This window comes from Flavobacterium sp. CG_9.10 (assembly GCF_015752245.1).
Taxonomy (GTDB): domain Bacteria; phylum Bacteroidota; class Bacteroidia; order Flavobacteriales; family Flavobacteriaceae; genus Flavobacterium.
Map to the genome: position 1 here is coordinate 164,157 of NZ_JADOVD010000009.1, position 18,671 is coordinate 182,827.

Annotated in this window: 13 protein-coding genes; 10 read left to right on the top strand and 3 right to left on the bottom strand. The window is 31.2% G+C overall.

Features of this window, described 5'->3' with window-relative positions; genetic code table 11:
* Positions 1-191: 191 nt before the first annotated feature.
* Both IWX84_RS09840 and IWX84_RS09845 read left to right on the top strand, forming a co-directional pair.
* Positions 192-431, top strand: coding sequence for a hypothetical protein (locus tag IWX84_RS09840; protein WP_196850570.1), 240 nt, complete (start codon positions 192-194; stop codon positions 429-431).
* A gap of 227 nt (positions 432-658) precedes the next feature.
* The gene (locus IWX84_RS09845) at positions 659-3,031 is read left to right on the top strand and encodes a GAF domain-containing protein (protein WP_196850571.1); all 2,373 of its coding nucleotides are present in this window, start codon (positions 659-661) and stop codon (positions 3,029-3,031) included.
* 1 nt (position 3,032) lies between these two features.
* Here the strand turns inward: IWX84_RS09845 and IWX84_RS09850 are convergent, their stop codons facing one another.
* The gene (locus IWX84_RS09850; RefSeq protein ID WP_196850572.1) at positions 3,033-4,199 is read right to left on the bottom strand and encodes a Pycsar system effector family protein; all 1,167 of its coding nucleotides are present in this window, start codon (positions 4,197-4,199) and stop codon (positions 3,033-3,035) included.
* A 24-nt stretch (positions 4,200-4,223) separates the two neighbouring features.
* Between IWX84_RS09850 and IWX84_RS15375 the strand changes: the two genes are divergently transcribed.
* Entirely contained in the window at positions 4,224-5,096 is an 873-nt protein-coding gene (locus IWX84_RS15375) for a metallophosphoesterase (protein WP_231385460.1), read from the top strand.
* Between the two features lie 78 nt (positions 5,097-5,174).
* On the top strand, positions 5,175-7,955 hold the full coding sequence (locus IWX84_RS09855) for a metallophosphoesterase (protein WP_231385461.1): 2,781 nt from the start codon (positions 5,175-5,177) through the stop codon (positions 7,953-7,955).
* On the opposite strand, the gene IWX84_RS09860 is transcribed toward IWX84_RS09855, so the two are convergent.
* Both IWX84_RS09860 and IWX84_RS09865 read right to left on the bottom strand, forming a co-directional pair.
* Positions 7,938-8,813, bottom strand: a complete 876-nt coding sequence (locus tag IWX84_RS09860) for an SdiA-regulated domain-containing protein (RefSeq protein WP_196850573.1) — start codon at positions 8,811-8,813, stop codon at positions 7,938-7,940. The two genes, IWX84_RS09855 and IWX84_RS09860, sit on opposite strands and share 18 nt — an antisense overlap.
* A 79-nt stretch (positions 8,814-8,892) precedes the next feature.
* Positions 8,893-9,957, bottom strand: coding sequence for a hypothetical protein (locus tag IWX84_RS09865; protein ID WP_196850574.1), 1,065 nt, complete (start codon positions 9,955-9,957; stop codon positions 8,893-8,895).
* A gap of 398 nt (positions 9,958-10,355) precedes the next feature.
* On the opposite strand from IWX84_RS09865, the gene IWX84_RS09870 reads away from it, so the two are divergent.
* The 6 genes from IWX84_RS09870 to IWX84_RS09895 all read left to right on the top strand — a co-directional run bounded on the left by IWX84_RS09870 (position 10,356) and on the right by IWX84_RS09895 (position 18,598).
* Complete coding sequence (locus IWX84_RS09870) at positions 10,356-12,185, top strand: sensor histidine kinase (protein ID WP_196850575.1); 1,830 nt, start codon at positions 10,356-10,358, stop codon at positions 12,183-12,185.
* Positions 12,175-12,564, top strand: a complete 390-nt coding sequence (locus IWX84_RS09875; RefSeq protein WP_196850576.1) for a response regulator — start codon at positions 12,175-12,177, stop codon at positions 12,562-12,564. The genes IWX84_RS09870 and IWX84_RS09875 overlap by 11 nt, the downstream gene beginning before the upstream one ends.
* Before the next feature lie 75 nt (positions 12,565-12,639).
* Positions 12,640-13,536 carry an ABC transporter ATP-binding protein gene (locus IWX84_RS09880; protein WP_196850577.1) on the top strand — a complete coding sequence of 299 codons (897 nt, stop codon included), beginning with the start codon at positions 12,640-12,642 and terminating at the stop codon, positions 13,534-13,536.
* Positions 13,537-13,615: 79 nt separating this feature from the next.
* Positions 13,616-14,452, top strand: coding sequence for an ABC transporter permease (locus IWX84_RS09885; protein ID WP_196850578.1), 837 nt, complete (start codon positions 13,616-13,618; stop codon positions 14,450-14,452).
* Positions 14,453-14,467: 15 nt separating this feature from the next.
* Positions 14,468-16,786 carry a T9SS type B sorting domain-containing protein gene (locus IWX84_RS09890; protein WP_196850579.1) on the top strand — a complete coding sequence of 773 codons (2,319 nt, stop codon included), beginning with the start codon at positions 14,468-14,470 and terminating at the stop codon, positions 16,784-16,786.
* A 24-nt stretch (positions 16,787-16,810) separates the two neighbouring features.
* Complete coding sequence (locus IWX84_RS09895; protein ID WP_196850580.1) at positions 16,811-18,598, top strand: IgGFc-binding protein; 1,788 nt, start codon at positions 16,811-16,813, stop codon at positions 18,596-18,598.
* Positions 18,599-18,671: the final 73 nt, after the last annotated feature.

Consider the following 18,671-nt stretch of genomic DNA (forward strand, 5'->3'; position numbering starts at 1 on the left):
AAATCAATCCCCAATTACGTATGTGATTGGGGATTTTTCATTTAGAAAACGAAACAGAAATTGTTTGATTAAAAACTAATTTTGTAATATTTTTTATATTTTATTAACAAATTGATGTACTTAATCGGATTTATTAGTCACTTCGACTGCTATTTGATTACATTTAATTTCCTCAACCTTAACAACCTATTATGAACCTAACTGAAATCAAAGAAAAATTTCTAACCAAAAAAATTATGTGTTCGTTATTTGGACATAAATATATTGTAACTAGAATTATTACCAACCACTTCAAGGAATTTAAATGCACGGTTTGTCAATTAGAATTAACTAACGATGATAAAGGTGAAAAAACATTCCTCACGCCAGAATTAAAAGAAATAAATGAAACCTTGATTGGTTTTCATAATAAAAAGCTTCATCTCATTTAATTTTTTTAGTTAAGAGTTCCAAAATTAAATTCACTTTATTCCCAATCCATTAAAAACCTTCAAAAGATGCTTATTTTACTATTAATCCAATCTATTATCGTGTTGAAACAAAAAATAAATCAAAAAAAGGCAAATGCCATTGATTAGATTTTTTAAAATAACATTAAAAATAAGTATCTCACAATCAGCTATTTAGTAAATTTGTATTTCAAGCTAAGTAAACGAAAATGAACAATACTTTTTTTAAAGACAGTCCCTTCAAAATTTTGATTTCGTTTCATAAGCTGATTGAAAGCTTAGAAGAAATGGCAGAAACAAATGTAGACTTACGCTCTACTTATGCTAAAAATTTACTTGAGCAGTTAGTGCCTTTTCCAGAATTTAGAACTGGAATTGAAGATTTGAGTTTAATAGAAAAAAATGAGGTATTAATTAAACAATTATTTACCGATTTATTTCCTATTGCGTTAACAAATAACGAAATAAAAGCGGTTACAATTCCTTTTCAGAATTTTACGTTTAATTCTAGTGTGCGATTCAAAAAAATAGTTGAAAATGCCGGTCAAAATTTTGATTTGGACATTCCTGATTTGGATGAAAATCAATTTTACATCATGAGTTGTATCTTGATTCTGAATACCTTTTATAATCAAAAAATTGATTTTAACATCCCTTTATTCTACGATATACCTAATGCTAATGGAATAATGAATAAATATCGTATTTTGTATAATGGCGATTTTCTTGAAATTACACCAACCAATAAAGCGCCCGAAATTACGCAAGATGACATTGATTTATTAATGGATAATTATGAAAACATTGATTTATGGAAAGAAAAAATTTCCTTTGAAAGTTGGATATTAAAAGGTTTTGGAATTATTACGCTTTTTGATGTCACTACTGAGAGTGCGATTTCTAACTTAAAAAGCAATCTTTTAAAACCAGAAAAAGAACAAATAATATCGAATGAAAATTTTGAGGCTATTTTTCGATCCATTTTCAAAATAGCAGATTTAAGAGTTGGTTTGACTTTTTACAATTCTGAAGAAGATAAACTTTTAAAACCGATTTTCAACGACGAAAGTTTAGGTAGTTTTATTCTTAGTATTTCTGAACAGGAAGTAGATTGCAAAAATATACTATTAGGAGATTCATTTAATAACTTATTGAAAAACAATAAATTAGTTGCAATTTCTAATGTTGAAAAATATGCATTGCAATACGGAAATGAAACATTGGGACAACATTTATTAAAGCAAAATATTAGATGTTGCATTTTTGTTCCCATTGTAAAAAACAATAAACTTTTAGGTATTGTAGAATTGGTTTCTGCAAGCAAAAGAGTGCTGAGTAGCATTAATATAAGTAAACTTGATTTAATTTTGCCTTATTTGGTTAACACTATTGAACGATACAACAAGGACATGCAAAATCAACTGGAGGCGATTATTCAAAGAGAATATACCGCAATTCATCCAAGTGTTTACTGGAAATTCCAAAAAGAAGCGTTGAAATACTTTCAAACCAGCAAGCTTAATAAAGACTATATTTTTAAGGAAATTGTATTTAAGGAAGTCTATCCATTGTACGGACAAATCGATATTAAAGGTTCATCAGAAAATAGAAATGAAACGGTAAAAGACGATTTAAAAAATCAATTAAACAGTCTTCTGGAAATCTTTGAAAATCAAAAATTAAATTCCAATCTTATTTTATTAGAACAACGAAAATTTGAATTGCAGTCTTTGTTTGATCAACTGGAAGATCAGCTAAAAGCCGATACAGAACAACAAATCCAGTTTTATATTGAGAATGAAATTCATCCTATTTTAAAAAATATTGAAATGGATGAAAAGGGCGAATTATTACTTCATAATTACTTTGAGAGTTTAGATGAAAAAACAGGAATGTTCTATCAATCCAGAAAAAAATTCGATAATGCATTGTCTATTATTAATAAAAAATTAGCTGCCATTCTCGATAGAAAACAAATAGAAGCTCAAAATATTTATCCGCATTATTACGAAAGATTTAAAACAGATGGCGTAGAACACTACCTGTATATTGGCGCGTCAATAGATCCTACCCAAACTTTTGATACCATGTATCTAAATAATTTGAGGTTATGGCAATTACAAACTTTGTGCGCTATGGAAATGAAACACCATCAACTCAAGTCATCATTGCCTTATGAACTCGAGGTGACTTCTTTAATTTTAGTATTTAGCTCTCCTATTTCGATTCGATTTAGAATGGATGAAAAACGATTTGATGTAGATGGAACGTATAATGCCCGTTATGAAGTGATTAAAAAACGCATCGACAAAGCCAACATAAAAGGAACTAAAGATCGAATTACCGAAAAAGAAAAAATTACTATCGTATATTCTCATGATAGTGAAGAAACCGAATATTTGAATTATATAAAGTTCTTGCAATTCAAAAAGGTATTAGAGCCAACTGTAGAGCAATTTGAGGTCGAAGAATTACAGGGAGTTTCCGGCTTAAGAGCGATAAGAGTGAAAATTATTAATGACAACAAACAAGTGGAGACAAACAACTATAAGTATCAAGATTTACAAGACGAATTAAATTAAGCTAGACTCCTATAATTTTGAAGGCAATTACGAACGTAATTACTGATATTATAATTCCTAACATAAAAAAATTATATGCAATTCGTAATAATCTATATTTTTTCTCTAAAACCAATCCTAAAAAATACAAATCTTTAATCATTGAATTATATAGATAATCTCTGTCTTTAAACATCTTATTAACCGCTTCTTGATACTCTTCTAAAGGCATTTTATAAAAGTTTCCAAAGAAAAGTAAATTAACTTTTCTATCAGCAATATCTTGTTTCGTAAAAATACTTTTCGTCACTTTTGGCCGAGTGGAAAGAATTGCAAAAATAATTGTGATCACACTAAACATGATCAAGATAAAAGTTGGAATAATCAGATTAGCATTTTTGGGGCTAATTAATTTAGGTATTAATGAGGAAAGCGCAATTGAAATTATAATCGCATTAACAGAAAGTAGTATGTTCGCTTTATTGTCTGCAATTCCGCTTAACCGGGTATGATTTACTAATGTTATTTTAAATAAAGTGTCGATCCCGCGATCTGGCTTTTCGGCTTTATTTGTTTTCTTTTTCTTTTTTTTATTTTTTAATTCGATTCGATCGACTTCTTTTTGAATGATTTTTATATTCTTTTCTTTTAAAGGTTGCCAATTCTCTAAAGCAAAATCGGTGTAAAATCGATGCCTATTGGCTAAAAAATTTTTATTTTCTTTAATCCATTGCTCATTTGTACAAAATTTATGATCAGCATTTTGCCACTCCATTCTTAAGTCATCAAGGGACGAAATATAGTTGATGCTAGTAAGATGAAAAAAATCAGCATCTTTAATTATTTTTTCCAAAATAGTTTGGGGTTCATAATCATATTTTGTTGCTGTAATTAAATTTGAAACTTTTGCAATAAAATCAGCAGATTGTTCTTTTAAGAAAGTAGATGCAATAATAATACTGGATTCTTCGTGATTAATACTGCCGTTAATATAACCCGCATCGTGAAACCAAGCGGCAATTAACAAAATTTCTTTGTCGGAAGGAATTAAATTTTCAGATTCTGCTAATTTTTTGGCAGCAAAAACGACATCAATTGTATGATTAAAATTATGATAGGTATATATCGCAGAAAGTTTATCTTTGAATAACCTACTAACAAAATCTTCGGTTTGTTCAATTATAGTCATATACTATTTTTATACTACTAAATTATGAAATTGTTTTGGGAAAATCGTTTTATAAGTACAAATAAAACCTCATTAATTTTAATTTTTTTGGGAATTGTTTTTCATTCTTGCGCAACAAATCATGCACAATACGGGAAAAACATCGCAAATAAAATATCTATTAACATAGCGGACACTTCTAAAATTTCTCATACTTTTTATTTGATTGGTGATGCCGGAAATACATATAAAAGTAAAACTCAAGAAACTCTTAGTTTGTTTCACGACAGAATAAAAAAATCAGATGAGAATTCTACCCTTTTGTTTCTTGGTGATAATATTTATCCAAAAGGACTACCAAATAATGATGATCCAAGTAAACGAATTGTAGCCGAAAAAAAGTTAACTAATCAATTAAAATTGTCCAACGGTTTTAACGGAAGAACCATTTTTATTTCTGGCAATCATGATTGGGACAGTGGAATCGAAGGTTTAGAACGCCAAGCAAAATTTGTTACTGAATATCTCAAAGACAAAAAATCATTTTTACCTAGAAAAAGCTGTGCTATTGACGATGTAAAAATCAATAAAAATGTGACTTTAATTACCATCGACAGTCAATGGTTCAGGGAAGATTGGGATAATTATCCAACTATGAATAATGATTGTGATATCAAAACTCGGGAAGATTTTTTTGCGGAATTAGAGTCTCTTCTTAATAAAAACCACGACAAAACAGTGGTTTTAGCACTACATCATCCGTTGATGAGTAATGGCGCAACTGGAGGACAATTTTCATTAGAAAAACAAATTTTCCCATTTGAAAACAAAATACCACTTCCAGTACTAGGTTCGCTCATCAACTTATCTCGGAAAACTTCCGGCTTAAGTCCAGCAGACATTCAGAACAAGCAATAAACAATTTTCATAAAGAGGGTAAAAACACTCTTACAAGGTCGAAATAATGTTATTGTAGTTTCAGGACATGACCATAATTTGCAATACATTGAACGAGACAATATCAAACAAATCATTAGCGGGGCCGGTTCAAAATCAGAAGCTGCGAGAGCGGTATTTCCCGAGGACTTTTCATATGGTGGAAATGGTTACTCTGAATTATCAATTTATGAAAATGGAAATTCGAAAATTTCTTATTATTCAACTGAAAATAATAGAGAAAAACTGATTTATGAAAAAATTATATTGGAGGTAAAAGAAAAAGAAATACAAAATTTAGCGATTTCATTTCCTGAAACGACAACCACAAGTATTTATTCAAAAAAACAAACCAAAAAAAGCAGGTTTTATAAATTTATCTTTGGAAAGCATTACAGAAAATATTACGGCACATCTATAGAAGTAAAAAACGCGACGATTGACACGCTTTTTGGTGGTTTAAAGCCAAAACGTGCCGGCGGCGGACATCAAACAAAATCCTCACAAATCGAAGATAAAAATGGAAAAGTGTACGTTTTGCGTTCCTTAAAAAAAAGTACTTCAAATTTTATTCAATCGGTAGCATTCAAAAATCAGTTTTTAGCAACCGAATTTGAAAACACGTATGCCGAAGATTTTTTATATGATTTTTATACTACCGCGCATCCTTATACGCCTCTTGCAGTTGGGAATTTAGCGGAAAAAATTGGTATTTCACATCCAAATTCTTTGCTTTATTATATTCCAAAACATAAGGCATTGAAAAAATTCAACGCCTTTTTTGGTGATGAATTATACTTTATTGAAGAGCGATCAGATGACAGCCAAAAAGACTTAAAAAGTTTTGGCAAACCAAATGCAATACTAAGTACAGATGATTTACTAAAAAATCTGCACAAAGACGAAAAATATTCTGTTGATGAAAATTCTTATATCAAAGCCCGATTATTTGATATGCTTATTGGCGATTGGGACAGACATCAAGACCAGTGGCGCTGGGGGGAATACAAAATAGGTAACAAAACCACCTATAAGCCGATTCCACGAGACAGAGATCAGGCATTTCCGAAATATGACGGAGTATTGCTTGCAATATTAATGACAAATCCCGCCTTGCGTCATATGCAAACTTTCAAGGAAGAAATAAAAAATGTAAAATGGCTGAATAGAGAACCCTATCCATTAGATCTTGCCCTACTTAAAACTGCAACCGAAAAAGAATGGATTGCACAAGCCAAATATATTCAGGAAAACCTTACCGACGCTGATATAGATAATGCTTTTAAAAGTTTACCAAAAGAAGTACAAGATGAAACTATTGAAAGTATTAAGCAAAAATTAAAGATTAGAAGAAACCAACTGCAAAAATATGCTTTGGAATATTATTCTGTGCTGCAGAAAACAATTATAATTGTTGGAACTTCTAAAAAAGACAAATTTGTGATTAATCATACTGGAAATCAAAAACTTGAAATCCAAGTATATCGGGTGAAAAAGGAAGGTGATGAATTGTTGTATACCAGAGAATATTTAGCATCTAAAACCAAAAACATTTGGATTTATGGCTTAGATGATGACGATATTTTTGAAGTAAAAGGAAACGAAAAATCTAAAACTAAAATTCTATTGATTGGAGGACAAAATAATGATTCCTATGCTATAGAAAACGGAAAAAACATAAAAATCTATGACTTTAAATCGAAAAAGAATACTTTCGTTATAGATCGAAAAACTAAAATCAATTTAACCGATAGTTATGAAACTAATCTTTACGATTTTAAAAAAGCAAAGTACAATACATTCTCAAAACTACCTCATTTAAGTTATAATCCTGATGATGGTATAAAATTAGTTTTGAATTCCATTTACACAGTTAATAATTTCAATCAAAATCCTTACACACAAAAACATAGTTTTCAGACCAATTATTATTTTGCAACAAATGGGTATGAATTAAATTATAAAGGTAGTTTTCCGAAAATTATAGGCAAATGGGATTTGGATTTGCAAGCCCAAATTACCAGTCCAAATTTTACCATTAATTATTTTGGTACCGGTAATGAAACCGTTAATAATGATGATTTATTTGCCATGAATTACAATCGGGTCCGCTTAAGAATGCTCAAGTTTGCACCTTCTCTAAAAAAAATTGGCAGATATGGAAGTGAAATTAATTTCTTAACCACTATCGAGAAAATTACAGTAGAAGTCACTAATAATCGCTTCATAAACATTCCAGGAATTGTAGACAACACGGTTTTTCAAAGTCAACAATTTGCGGGCGCAACACTTAAATATAATTTTGAGAATTATGATAATCGATCGCTTCCCACCTTGGGAATAGGTTTTTCGATAGCTGGAAGTTGGAAAATGAATTTAGATAACATTAAAAGAAATTTTTCGACCCTCGAAAGTCAACTCAATTTAAATCACAGAATTGATTCTAATGGAAAAATAGTTTTGGCTACCAATTTAAAAGCTAAAATAATTTCAAACAACAATTACGAATTTTATCAAGGCGCAACTTTAGGTGGGGATTTCGATTTAAGAGGTTTTAGAAACGAACGTTTTTTAGGCAATAAATCTTTTTATCAAAGCAGTGATTTGCGCTTGAATTTAGGAAAAATAAAAAGAAGTTTAATTCCGATGTCTTACGGGATTTTAGGCGGATTTGATTACGGCAGAGTATGGGCTACGGGAGAAGATTCTAACAAATGGCATAAATCAATTGGTGGCGGTTTTTGGCTCAATGGATTAAATGTAATTACTGCTAAAATCACTTATTTCAAAAGTGTAGATGAACAAGCTAGAATAGCTTTTGGTCTAGGATTTGGATTTTAGTTTTTTAAGACTAACATTGTATATGTTCCCTCCTTCTGTTTTATTTTTTTCATCGGCAATAAACAGCTTGTCATTGTCAATGAAACAAACTGCTTCTTTCTGAGAAAAATGATTTAAAGCGAGTTCTGTTTTTGTCCCATTGAAAAAATTATCGCCTTCAAAATTTTCAAGTAGCCAAATTTTATCATGGTTCAGAATAACAATTTTAGACTCATCAGGACTTATGGCCGCGCTAGTAATCGCGCAGTAATTATAATCCTCACAAGTTTTAAATTCGCCCATAAATATAGCTTGATGAAAGCCTGATTCATTGGGAATTTTATATAAAAAAGCAGTTCCGTCAAATCCTTTACTTCTATTTTTGGTAAACAAATAAAAATTGTTTTTAAATTCGAAAAAACCTTCTACATCATAAAATAAATCTTTCTTCTTAGGTGAGAAATCCAACTGTTCAGGATAAGCAAATGAGATTTTGATGGCAGGAACTGCGCTATTGCTGCTTAATGCATTTTTATCAATTTTATAAATACACAAATCCTTTCTAGTATTGTCATTGTTGCCAAAATCACCAATATATAAATTTCCTTCCTTATCTTGTGTAATGTCTTCCCAGTCGATATTTTCAGTATTCTCGATAGTAATTGCTTTTGCAATTGTTCCATTAGAATTCAAACCATAAATTGTATTTGAATTACCGCTATCTTCTAATGTCCAAATTAAATTCGTTTGAGCCGAATACGTAATGCCTGAAACTTCTTTTAACTTATGGGGCAAAGAATAAAGTATTGTTAATGAATCTGAATTTTGCTGGCAAGCCAATAACAAAAACACAAGCAACAGTGATAAATAGTTTCTCATAATTTAAACATTTTTTTAATAATTTACGATTTTTATCCAAGTTTAAAGATTTAAAATTTGACTTGCAATAAAATAAAATCTAAAATCCAGTATTAAATAAATCAGTTTTTTTAAAATTTCTGGTTATGAATTCAAAAGCGGCGCTCATGATATTTCCCATCGATTTTGCTTTTTTAAAATTCAAATCATTGGTATATCTGTATAATTCTAATTTCAATTGTTGCAAATGTCCATCTGTAGAAATGGTGTCATCGCCCATGATTTGCAGTAATCTTTTAATCCTATTTTCGGCAGAATGGATCCTTTTGGCCAATACGGAACGTTCTTCATCTTTATATTGTTCAATCGAACTATCCTGAAGTTTTTCCTTAACCAATTTTACCATCGGATAATTTTCTTTAAAAAACTGCGGACGGTATACTTTAAAATTGCCTTCGAAACACTGTTGATCAAAATCTATAGCCCGAATCCTATAAACTACCTGATCAAAATCATGAATGGGAATAATTACATAATTATAAGAACGCATATCACCCAGCAATCGAATCATACAGCGCTCATTAAACTTCACAAATTCTTTTGCTATTTGAGATTTTTCTGTTTCAGAACATTCTCCCAAAAGCGATTTTATAAACACATCACCTGCAATTCCCATGATGTGTTCTTCGATTAAAGTATCTTTATAAACCAAAAAATTGATTTTGTCCGGAGATAAAATATGTTCCAATTCTAATCCATATACGCGCGAAGCATCTGCTTTTTTGATATAAAAATGAGTGTAATTATCATTTAAAATATTTCTGACTTTTATTCGAAAAGGTTTCGAATTTCCAAAAGTGCAATAGTCAATTGAATCTACGTTCAAAAATTTAATAATCCCCAAGTTACCATCCGAATGTAAAAGCGAATAGATTTTCTTTAAATTCAAATCAATTTCAGCTCTTTCAAATTCATTATAATATACGCGAATCCATAATGTATCCTGATTGTTTTTATCAAAAACATTTATGGAACCAGAAAAACGCATCAAATCATCATAGGAAATGGGAACTTTAGAAATACGATCAAACCGTTCCAAATAATCCAATAGCGAATTATTAATAGGATACGTTGGTTTTTTAAAAAGCATTACTGGCTCACTCATTTCAAATATAATTTAATGCAAAATTACAATAAATTAACCCGTGGGGCACGATTACAGTAAATTATGATAAACCCTTTATCTTCTTTCTATTATCATATTAAAGATGCTGCTGTTTACATTTTTTTACGTCATTTTCTTAAAAACAAAAACCGAATCTACTTTTTCAAAAAACCGCTTGATTTTTAGCTACTTAATTATTAAATAAAGTAAATCTTTCAAATAAAATCTCAATTTAAAAAATAAATTATTACGTAATTAACTAGTTTGAAGACATTTAAAAAAAACGGGGCTATAGATTAATTAGGAACCTTATCTTTTTATGTTAAAAAAAATTAAAACGGTCGTATTTACTTTACTTTTGGTTGTCCCCAAGACATCTAAAATAATTTTAACCTACTATGATCGATAAGCTTGAACTCTATTTCAAGGCTGCACAATCAGCTAAAATTGGCATTTGGAAAATGAATCTTCAAACCGAAGATGTCTTTTGGGATGCCGTTACAAAACACATTCTTGAAGTTCCCGAGGATTTTAACCCCGTTAATGGCAGCGGCATTAAATTTTACACAGAAGGTGAAAATAGAGATAAGATGATGACCCTTATTAACAGAGCCATTACTGACGGAATTTCATTTGAGGATAAATTCCAAATTACAACTGGTAAAAACAACATTAAATACATTGAATGCATTTGCCAGGTAGAGATTGTTGATGGAATTGCAACTCAATTATTAGGAACATTTCAAGACATAACCAAGGAGCAGAACCTTATAAATGAACTTCAATTGAGTGTAGAAAAATTTTCCTCTGTTTTTTCGAGCGCAAATGATGCTATTTTTATTATTGATGCTTCTAATGGAATTATTACAGATTATAACCCCAGAGCTGCTGAACTTACAGAATATAATAGCGACGAACTAATAGGCTTGCATAATTCGACATTATTTCCAATCGAATACCAAAAACAAGTACGATATTTTCTTACTCAAAATCGAACAAACGATGAATTCACAGTAAATGAAGCATGCATAAAGACCAAATCCGGAGAATCAATTCCCGTGGAAATAGCATCTGGAAAAAGATTTATAGTGAACCATATAACTTATTTGGTTTGCTATTTTAGAGATATTAGCGAAAGAAAAAATGTGGAAGAAAAATTAAATTTGCTCTCGCTCGCTGCCTCCGAAACCACTGACACGATTGTAATAGCCAACCCACAAGGCGAGGCAATATGGGCGAATAATGCCTATTTAGAATTGACAGGTTTAAGTATAGAAGAAGTAATAGGCCAAAAGCCAGGTTATTTGTCCAGAGGTCCAGAAACTGATTTGCAATCAACATTGCTGATGAAAAAAGCAATTCAGGATAAAAAGAGTATCAAAATTACAATACTGAATTATAACAAACAAAAAGAAAAATATTGGTTTGAATTAAATATTACCACAGTCTTTGATAGTGATAATAATTTAATCAATTTTATTGGTGTAGGTCGGGATGTGACTTCAAGAATTGAAAAAGAGATTGAACTCAAGCAGCTATTAGAAGTAACAAGCCAGCAAAACGATAAGCTCTATAATTTTACTCATATAGTTTCCCATAACATTCGCTCGCATACTAGTAATTTAGCTATGATTGTTGATGTTATCGAGAATACTGAAGACATCGCTGAAAAACTTTCCTACTATGATCTGTTTAAAGAAGGAACTGAAAAGCTTTCGGAAACAATTGAGTATTTAAATGAAATTATCACTATTCAGAAAAAAACGAATATTGCAAAAAAGAAAATTAATTTAAAAGACGAAATTGAAAAAACAAAAAGTGCATTAAGTCTGGTTATCAAAGAAAGTCAAATAACAATAAGTCACACTATTCCGGAAGATTTATTTGTATATGTAATCCCTGCTTATTTAGATAGCATATTACTTAATCTGTTTACAAATGCCATAAAATATAAATCTCGAAAACGAAAGGCTTTTCTAGAAATTGGTTATGAAATAAATGAAACATACACCGTTCTAAACTTTAAAGACAACGGTTTAGGATTAAATTTAGTGAAAAATGGCCATAAAATTTTTGGCATGTACAAAACATTTCACGGTAACGAAGATGCAAAAGGAATTGGATTATATATGACCAAAAATCAACTTGAGGCAATGGATGGAAAAATTGAAGTAGAAAGTGAAGTAGATCACGGTTCTACATTTAAAATATATTTGAATGAAAAATAAGTTAACCTACATAATCGATGATGATAAGTTATCGTTAAAATTATTGACGATACTCATCGCTAAAAATGAGTTTTGTGATGATATTCGCTCTTTTTTTAATCCTCAAGCTGCGTTAGACGAATTAAAAAAGAATTGTAACGAAAACAAAAATCTACCTGATGCGATTTTACTCGATTTGAATATGCCTGTCATGGACGGATGGCAATTTCTGGATGAGTTTAATCATTTGACTCTAAAAAAAGAAATTCCAATTTTTATTATCACGTCCTCAATTGACCCTGCCGATATTGAAATGGCAAAAAATTATACTGTAGTAAAAAATTATATTAACAAACCCATTACGGCCGAAAAATTAACAGCACTTTGCAAATTGATTTAGTAAATAAACTAATTTTAGATTACTAGTAACAAATTCTTATTTTGTTCGTCCTATAGAAAATATAAAACGAACGCTTTGGAAATCATACTCTCAATTAAAAATCTCAACAAACGTTATGGCAATTTACAGGCCTTGAAAAACGTTTCTTTCGAAATACATAAAGGCAATGTTTACGGCATTCTTGGACCAAATGGAAGCGGTAAATCGACTACTTTAGGAATTATTTTAAATGTAGTCAATAAAACCTCAGGTGAATACAGCTGGTTTGGTGGTACAATGCAAACTCATGAAGCCCTTAAAAAAGTAGGAGCCATTATAGAAAGACCTAATTTCTATCCCTACATGACCGCAAAAGAAAACTTAGAACTGGTTTGTAAAATCAAAGACATTAACTATGCAAAAGTAAACGAAAAGCTTGAATTAGTAGGTTTAGTGGACAGACAAAACAGTAAATTCAGCACGTTTTCTCTTGGAATGAAACAACGATTAGCTATTGCATCTGCTTTGCTAAATGATCCAGAAATTTTAATTCTGGACGAACCCACAAATGGCCTAGATCCACAAGGTATTCATCAAATTCGTGATATTATCAAGCATATCGCTGCTCAAGGAACTACCATTTTACTGGCTTCTCATTTACTGGATGAAGTCGAAAAAGTATGCACACACGCATTAGTTTTAAGAAAAGGAGAGGTTTTGTACTCCGGATTGGTTGATGGAATGTCCACAAACGAAGGTTTTTTTGAGCTTCAAGCTGAAGATGTCGAAAATTTAATCGCTATTTTAGAAACTCATCCCGCGGTAAAAAACTATAGAAATGAAGAAGGAAAAGTAATGGTTTATTTAAAATATAAATTGGAGGCAAAGGAATTGAATCAATTTCTTTTTGAAAAAAATGTTGTTCTAAGTCATTTGGTAAAACGCAAAAATAGTTTGGAAGAACAATTTTTGGAATTAACAGGAAAAAAATAACAGTGATACAACTCAATTTCAAAAGCAAGAACACAATTCAATTCTAAAATCTAAAATCACAATTTCTAAATCCTCCAAAATGAAACGACTTCTCTCAATAGAATTACAAAAAATATGGAAAAATAAAGCCAGTCGTGTTTTGACTTCTACTTATTTTATTCTCTTAACTTTTATAGCATTAATCGCTTCGATAAAATTTGATCTGGGGATTTTTAAACTTCATCTCGCTGAAATGGGAATATTCAACTTTCCCTTTATTTGGCATTTCAACACTTATATTGCCGCCATTTTAAAGTTGTTCCTCGCTATTGTTATTGTTTCCATGATGGCTAATGAATATAGTTATGGCACTTTAAAACAAAATTTAATTGACGGAATGAGTAAAAAAGAATTTATTCTTTCTAAGTTTTTGACAATCCTAATATTTGCTGTAGCATCAACAATCTTTATTTTCATTTTATCGTTAATCCTAGGATTTAGTTTTTCTTCTTACACCGAAATTGGAATTGTTTTCTCCGATTTAGAATATATTTTAGCCTATTTCATAAAATTGGTTGGATTTTTCTCCTTCTGTTTATTTTTAGGAATATTGGTAAAACGTTCTGCATTTGCGTTGGGATTTCTTTTAGTTTGGAATATTATTGAAGGGATTGCAAAAGGAATATTGACTTTTAAAATTTTTCCGGATAGTAAAATAGCCTCCTATATTATGCAATTTTTTCCGCTAGAATCCATGTCTAATTTAATTGTAGAACCATTCTCCAGATTATCAGTAATCAAATCTATTGGGACACAAATAGGAATGGACAACAGCAAAGATTACAGCGTACATTTTACTTCCATCTTGATTGTTTTATCTTGGACCCTGATTTTCAATTTCTTATCCTATAGATTGTTAAAAAATAGAGATTTGTAGTATCTTTACTGAGCTATGGAATCTATAAAAAATAAATTATTTTATATTTTCATCTGTTGCTCTAGTTTTATAGCAACTGCACAATCTATATCAGTAAACGATTCCTACACCGCACAACAACTTGTTGGAAATATTTTGGTAAATAGTTCTTGTGCTTCCACTTCTAATCCAATGGCAACTGGAGATAATTTTAATCCGGGAAAAAATAGTTATGCGTATTTTAATTCTGGCACAAGTAGTTTCCCTTTTACAGAAGGTCTTCTTTTAAGTACGTGGAGCAGTACAAATTCAGTTGGACCTTTTACACGAAATTTGGGAGGAGGAGATACTTCTTGGCTCGGTGATACCGATTTAGAAAAAGCGTTAGCTGTAACAAAAACTATAAATGCAACGGTTTTAGAATTTGATTTTACTCCTTTAACTAATTTTATTAGCTTTAACTATCTATTCGCTTCTAATGAATACCAAGATGACTTTCCTTGTCGTTATTCAGATGGTTTTGCATTTCTTATAAAAGAAAAAGGCAGTACAAGCAATTATAAAAATTTAGCAGTAATTCCAGGTACCACCACTCCTGTTTCGTCAACAAGCATCCATCCATTAATAGCACCATTTGGCGTATTTGGTGGATGTCCTGCAAAAAACGAAAACTATTTTGGAGGATTTAGCTCCACTAATAGTCCAACAAACTACAGTGCACAAACCGCAGTAATGAATGCTCAAACAAATGTAATTGCAGGAACAACTTATCATATAAAATTGGTAATTGCTGATGATAGTAATCAATATTATGACTCCGCCGTTTTTCTGCAGGCGGGTAGTTTTTCACCAAAAATAGACTTAGGCGCCGATCGCTCATTGACAACAAACAATGCAATTTGTTTTGGCGAAAGCTATGTCATCGACACAAAATTACCGTCAACTTACACTTATAAATGGTTTAAAGATGGTAATGAATTAGCAGGCGAAACAAATCCAGCTCTTCCTGTTACAAATACTGGAAATTACAAAGTTGAAGTCACTTTATCACCTACCACTTGCACAGCTACCGATGAAATAAAGGTTGAATTTGCACCAAAAGTCGATTTGAAAGATACTGTGCTTTCACAATGTGATGATAATGGGGATGGAATTACTGTTTTCGATTTAACTCGAGTTGATGCAGTAGTAAAAAACAATGATACAACTTTAAGTACTGTTACCTACTATGAATCTTTGATAGAAGCAAAAGGGCAAATGAATCCTATTACAAGTCCAATAACTTATAAAAATAAAATACCTAACCAAATTGTTTTTGCCAGAGTTACAAATTCGTTTGGTTGTGTTAATTATGCCGAAGTTAAACTACTGATTGCAAACAACAGTATTTCACAGCTAAATCCAATTGTAGTTTGTGACGGAGATACGGTGCAGGATGGACTATATCAATTTGATTTTCAATCTGAAGTAACGCCAGAGGTCATGAGTGGATTGCCAGCTGGATTAATTGTCCAATATTATTTAAATTCGAATGATGCGCTTTCCCAAAAAAATCCTTTGGGCACTAATTTCAATAATACTATCCCAAACCAACAAATCATCTATGCCCGAATCGTAAATGGTCCAGATTGTTACGCGATTACTCCCGTAACACTTAAGGTGAATCCATTTAATCCGCCAAATTTTCAAAACGAAACAGCTTCTTTGTGTTCTGGCGCTTCCATCAACTTAATAGTCAACGCTGGATTTTCGAGTTATTTATGGAATACCGGAGAGACTTCAAATACAATTAATGTTACTTTGCCTGGCGCTTATTCTGTAAAAGTTACCAATATAAATGGATGTAGCGGTACTAAAAATTATACGGTTAATGCTTCTGGAGTTGCAATTATCACAGGAGCAATTATAAATGATTTTGCAGGAAACGAAAACTCCGTTTTAATTGAATATACGGGAATAGGCAATTATGAATTTTCACTTGATGGATCATTTTTTCAAGATAATCCGTTATTTAATGGCGTGGCTCCCGGAGAATATCTGGTTTATGCCCGAGATAAAAATGGTTGTGGTTTGTCTATTCCTTTCAAAATATACGTGTTGGATTATCCCCGTTATTTCACTCCAAACGGTGATGGATACAATGATTTTTGGAAAATTCAAAACTTAGACCTTTTGCCAAATTCTACACTAACCATTTTTAATCGCTATGGTAAATTATTACAGCAGTTGCAATCAGCTGGCTCTGGATGGAATGGCACGTTCAATGGATATTCATTACCCGCTGATGATTATTGGTTTAACGTAACTTTTGCAGACAATAAAATAATAAAAGGTCATTTTTCATTAAAAAGATGATAGTTATTTTCCTATTTTTATCGCATGAAAAAAACTTTACTTATTTTCTTTACTTTTTTATCAATAAGCTGCTTTGCCCAATTTAGTAAAACACATTATATTCCGCCATTAACCTCAGGAACTACAGGAGGTGTTACTCCAGAGGAACATTATTTATACATTTCTACCCCCAGCATTAGTGATGTGAAAGTAAAAGTAATTGAAATTGGCGGAAACGTATTTACTAATACAATCAACAAAAACAATCCTTGGATTTACTTTATTGGTAACGGTAACAACACACAAATTTTCACACCAAATACAAGTATTGGAATATTAAATAATAAAGGATATATTGTAGAAGCCGAGGATTTAATTTATACCAGCTTACGAACAAATGCGGGATTACATAATCAAGCGGGAGGATTAGTATCTAAGGGAAATAGCGCCTTGGGGAAGGAATTTAGAATTGGAGCGATGTTAAACAAATTTAACACTACTGGCTTAATGAATTTTGCATCCATTCTGTCTGTTGAAAATGGTACTAATATAACGATTTCCAATATTCCTGTTGGTACAATATTAACTAATGGAGTTACTATTACCGGTCCTCTAACTATTTCTTTAAATAAAAATGAAAGTTACGTTTTAGCAATAGAAAATAATGGAAGTAATTTTAAAAGCACAAATATCATAGGTGGTTTAATAAGTTCTGACAAAGATATTGTTGTGAATGCAGGTTCTTTTGGAGGCAGTAACTATGAAGGCCCAAACACTAACAATTCCTCTGGAAGAGATCTTGGCTTTGATCAAATAGTTTCTTTTGAAAAAACTGGAAAAGAATATATTTTCATCAAAGGATTAGGAAGTGATATTTTGGAACGTGTGTTGCTAATTGCGCATAAAGACAATACCAAAATTTATACAAACGGAAATCCGACTCCAATTACAAAAAACGCAGGTGAATATCTAATATTAGACGGAAGCAGTTATATCAATAATAATCTTTACGTTACAAGTTCAGAGAATGTCTTTGCGTATCAAAGTATTGGCGGAACCAACTCACCTGCAAATCAAAATTTATTTTTTGTTCCACCTATCAATTGTTCTACTCCAAGTATAGTTGATAACATTCCCATGATAAATGCAATAGGGGATGTATCTTATGTTGGAAGTATAAATGTTGTTACTGAATCCGGTGCCACTGTTTTAATTAATGATAATCCAATTACCTCAAGTCCGACAACCATAAATGCAAACCCAGGTTTTGTTTATTATACTGTTAATGGATTGTCAGGAAATGTAAGTGTAAAATCCACCAAACAAGTTTATGTTTCCTATTCAGGTAACAGTGGAGCTGCAACTTACGGAGGTTACTATTCTGGTTTTGATACTAAACCGGAAATTGTTACGGATAAAATTTCAGTATCAAATTCCGCATGCATTCCAAATGTCAAGTTAAAAATTAGCACTCTATCTTCCTATGATACTTTTCAATGGTATTTCAATGATAATCCTATTACTGGCGCCAATTTAAATTCATACACTCCTACTCAACCCGGCTATTATCAAGTAAAAGAAAGCATTTTAGGATGTCCTAGCACAATTCCTATTTTTTCCGACAAAATACCTGTCAGTATTTGTCCTACTGACATAGATAATGATAAAGTATATGACAACATCGATTTAGATAATGATCAAGATGGCATTACAAATTGCACCGAATCATTTGGAAATCAAAACATAAATATCTCGAATCAAAATGCTGGAAATATAGTTGCTGGAAATTATTCTAACTCTTTTACTGGAGCAGTGTTTCAGCCCCTTAAATAATCGGACACAATTATAAATAGAAATCTATAATTTTGTACGATGGAAAAGAGAAAATTTACCAAAGAAGAGAAGC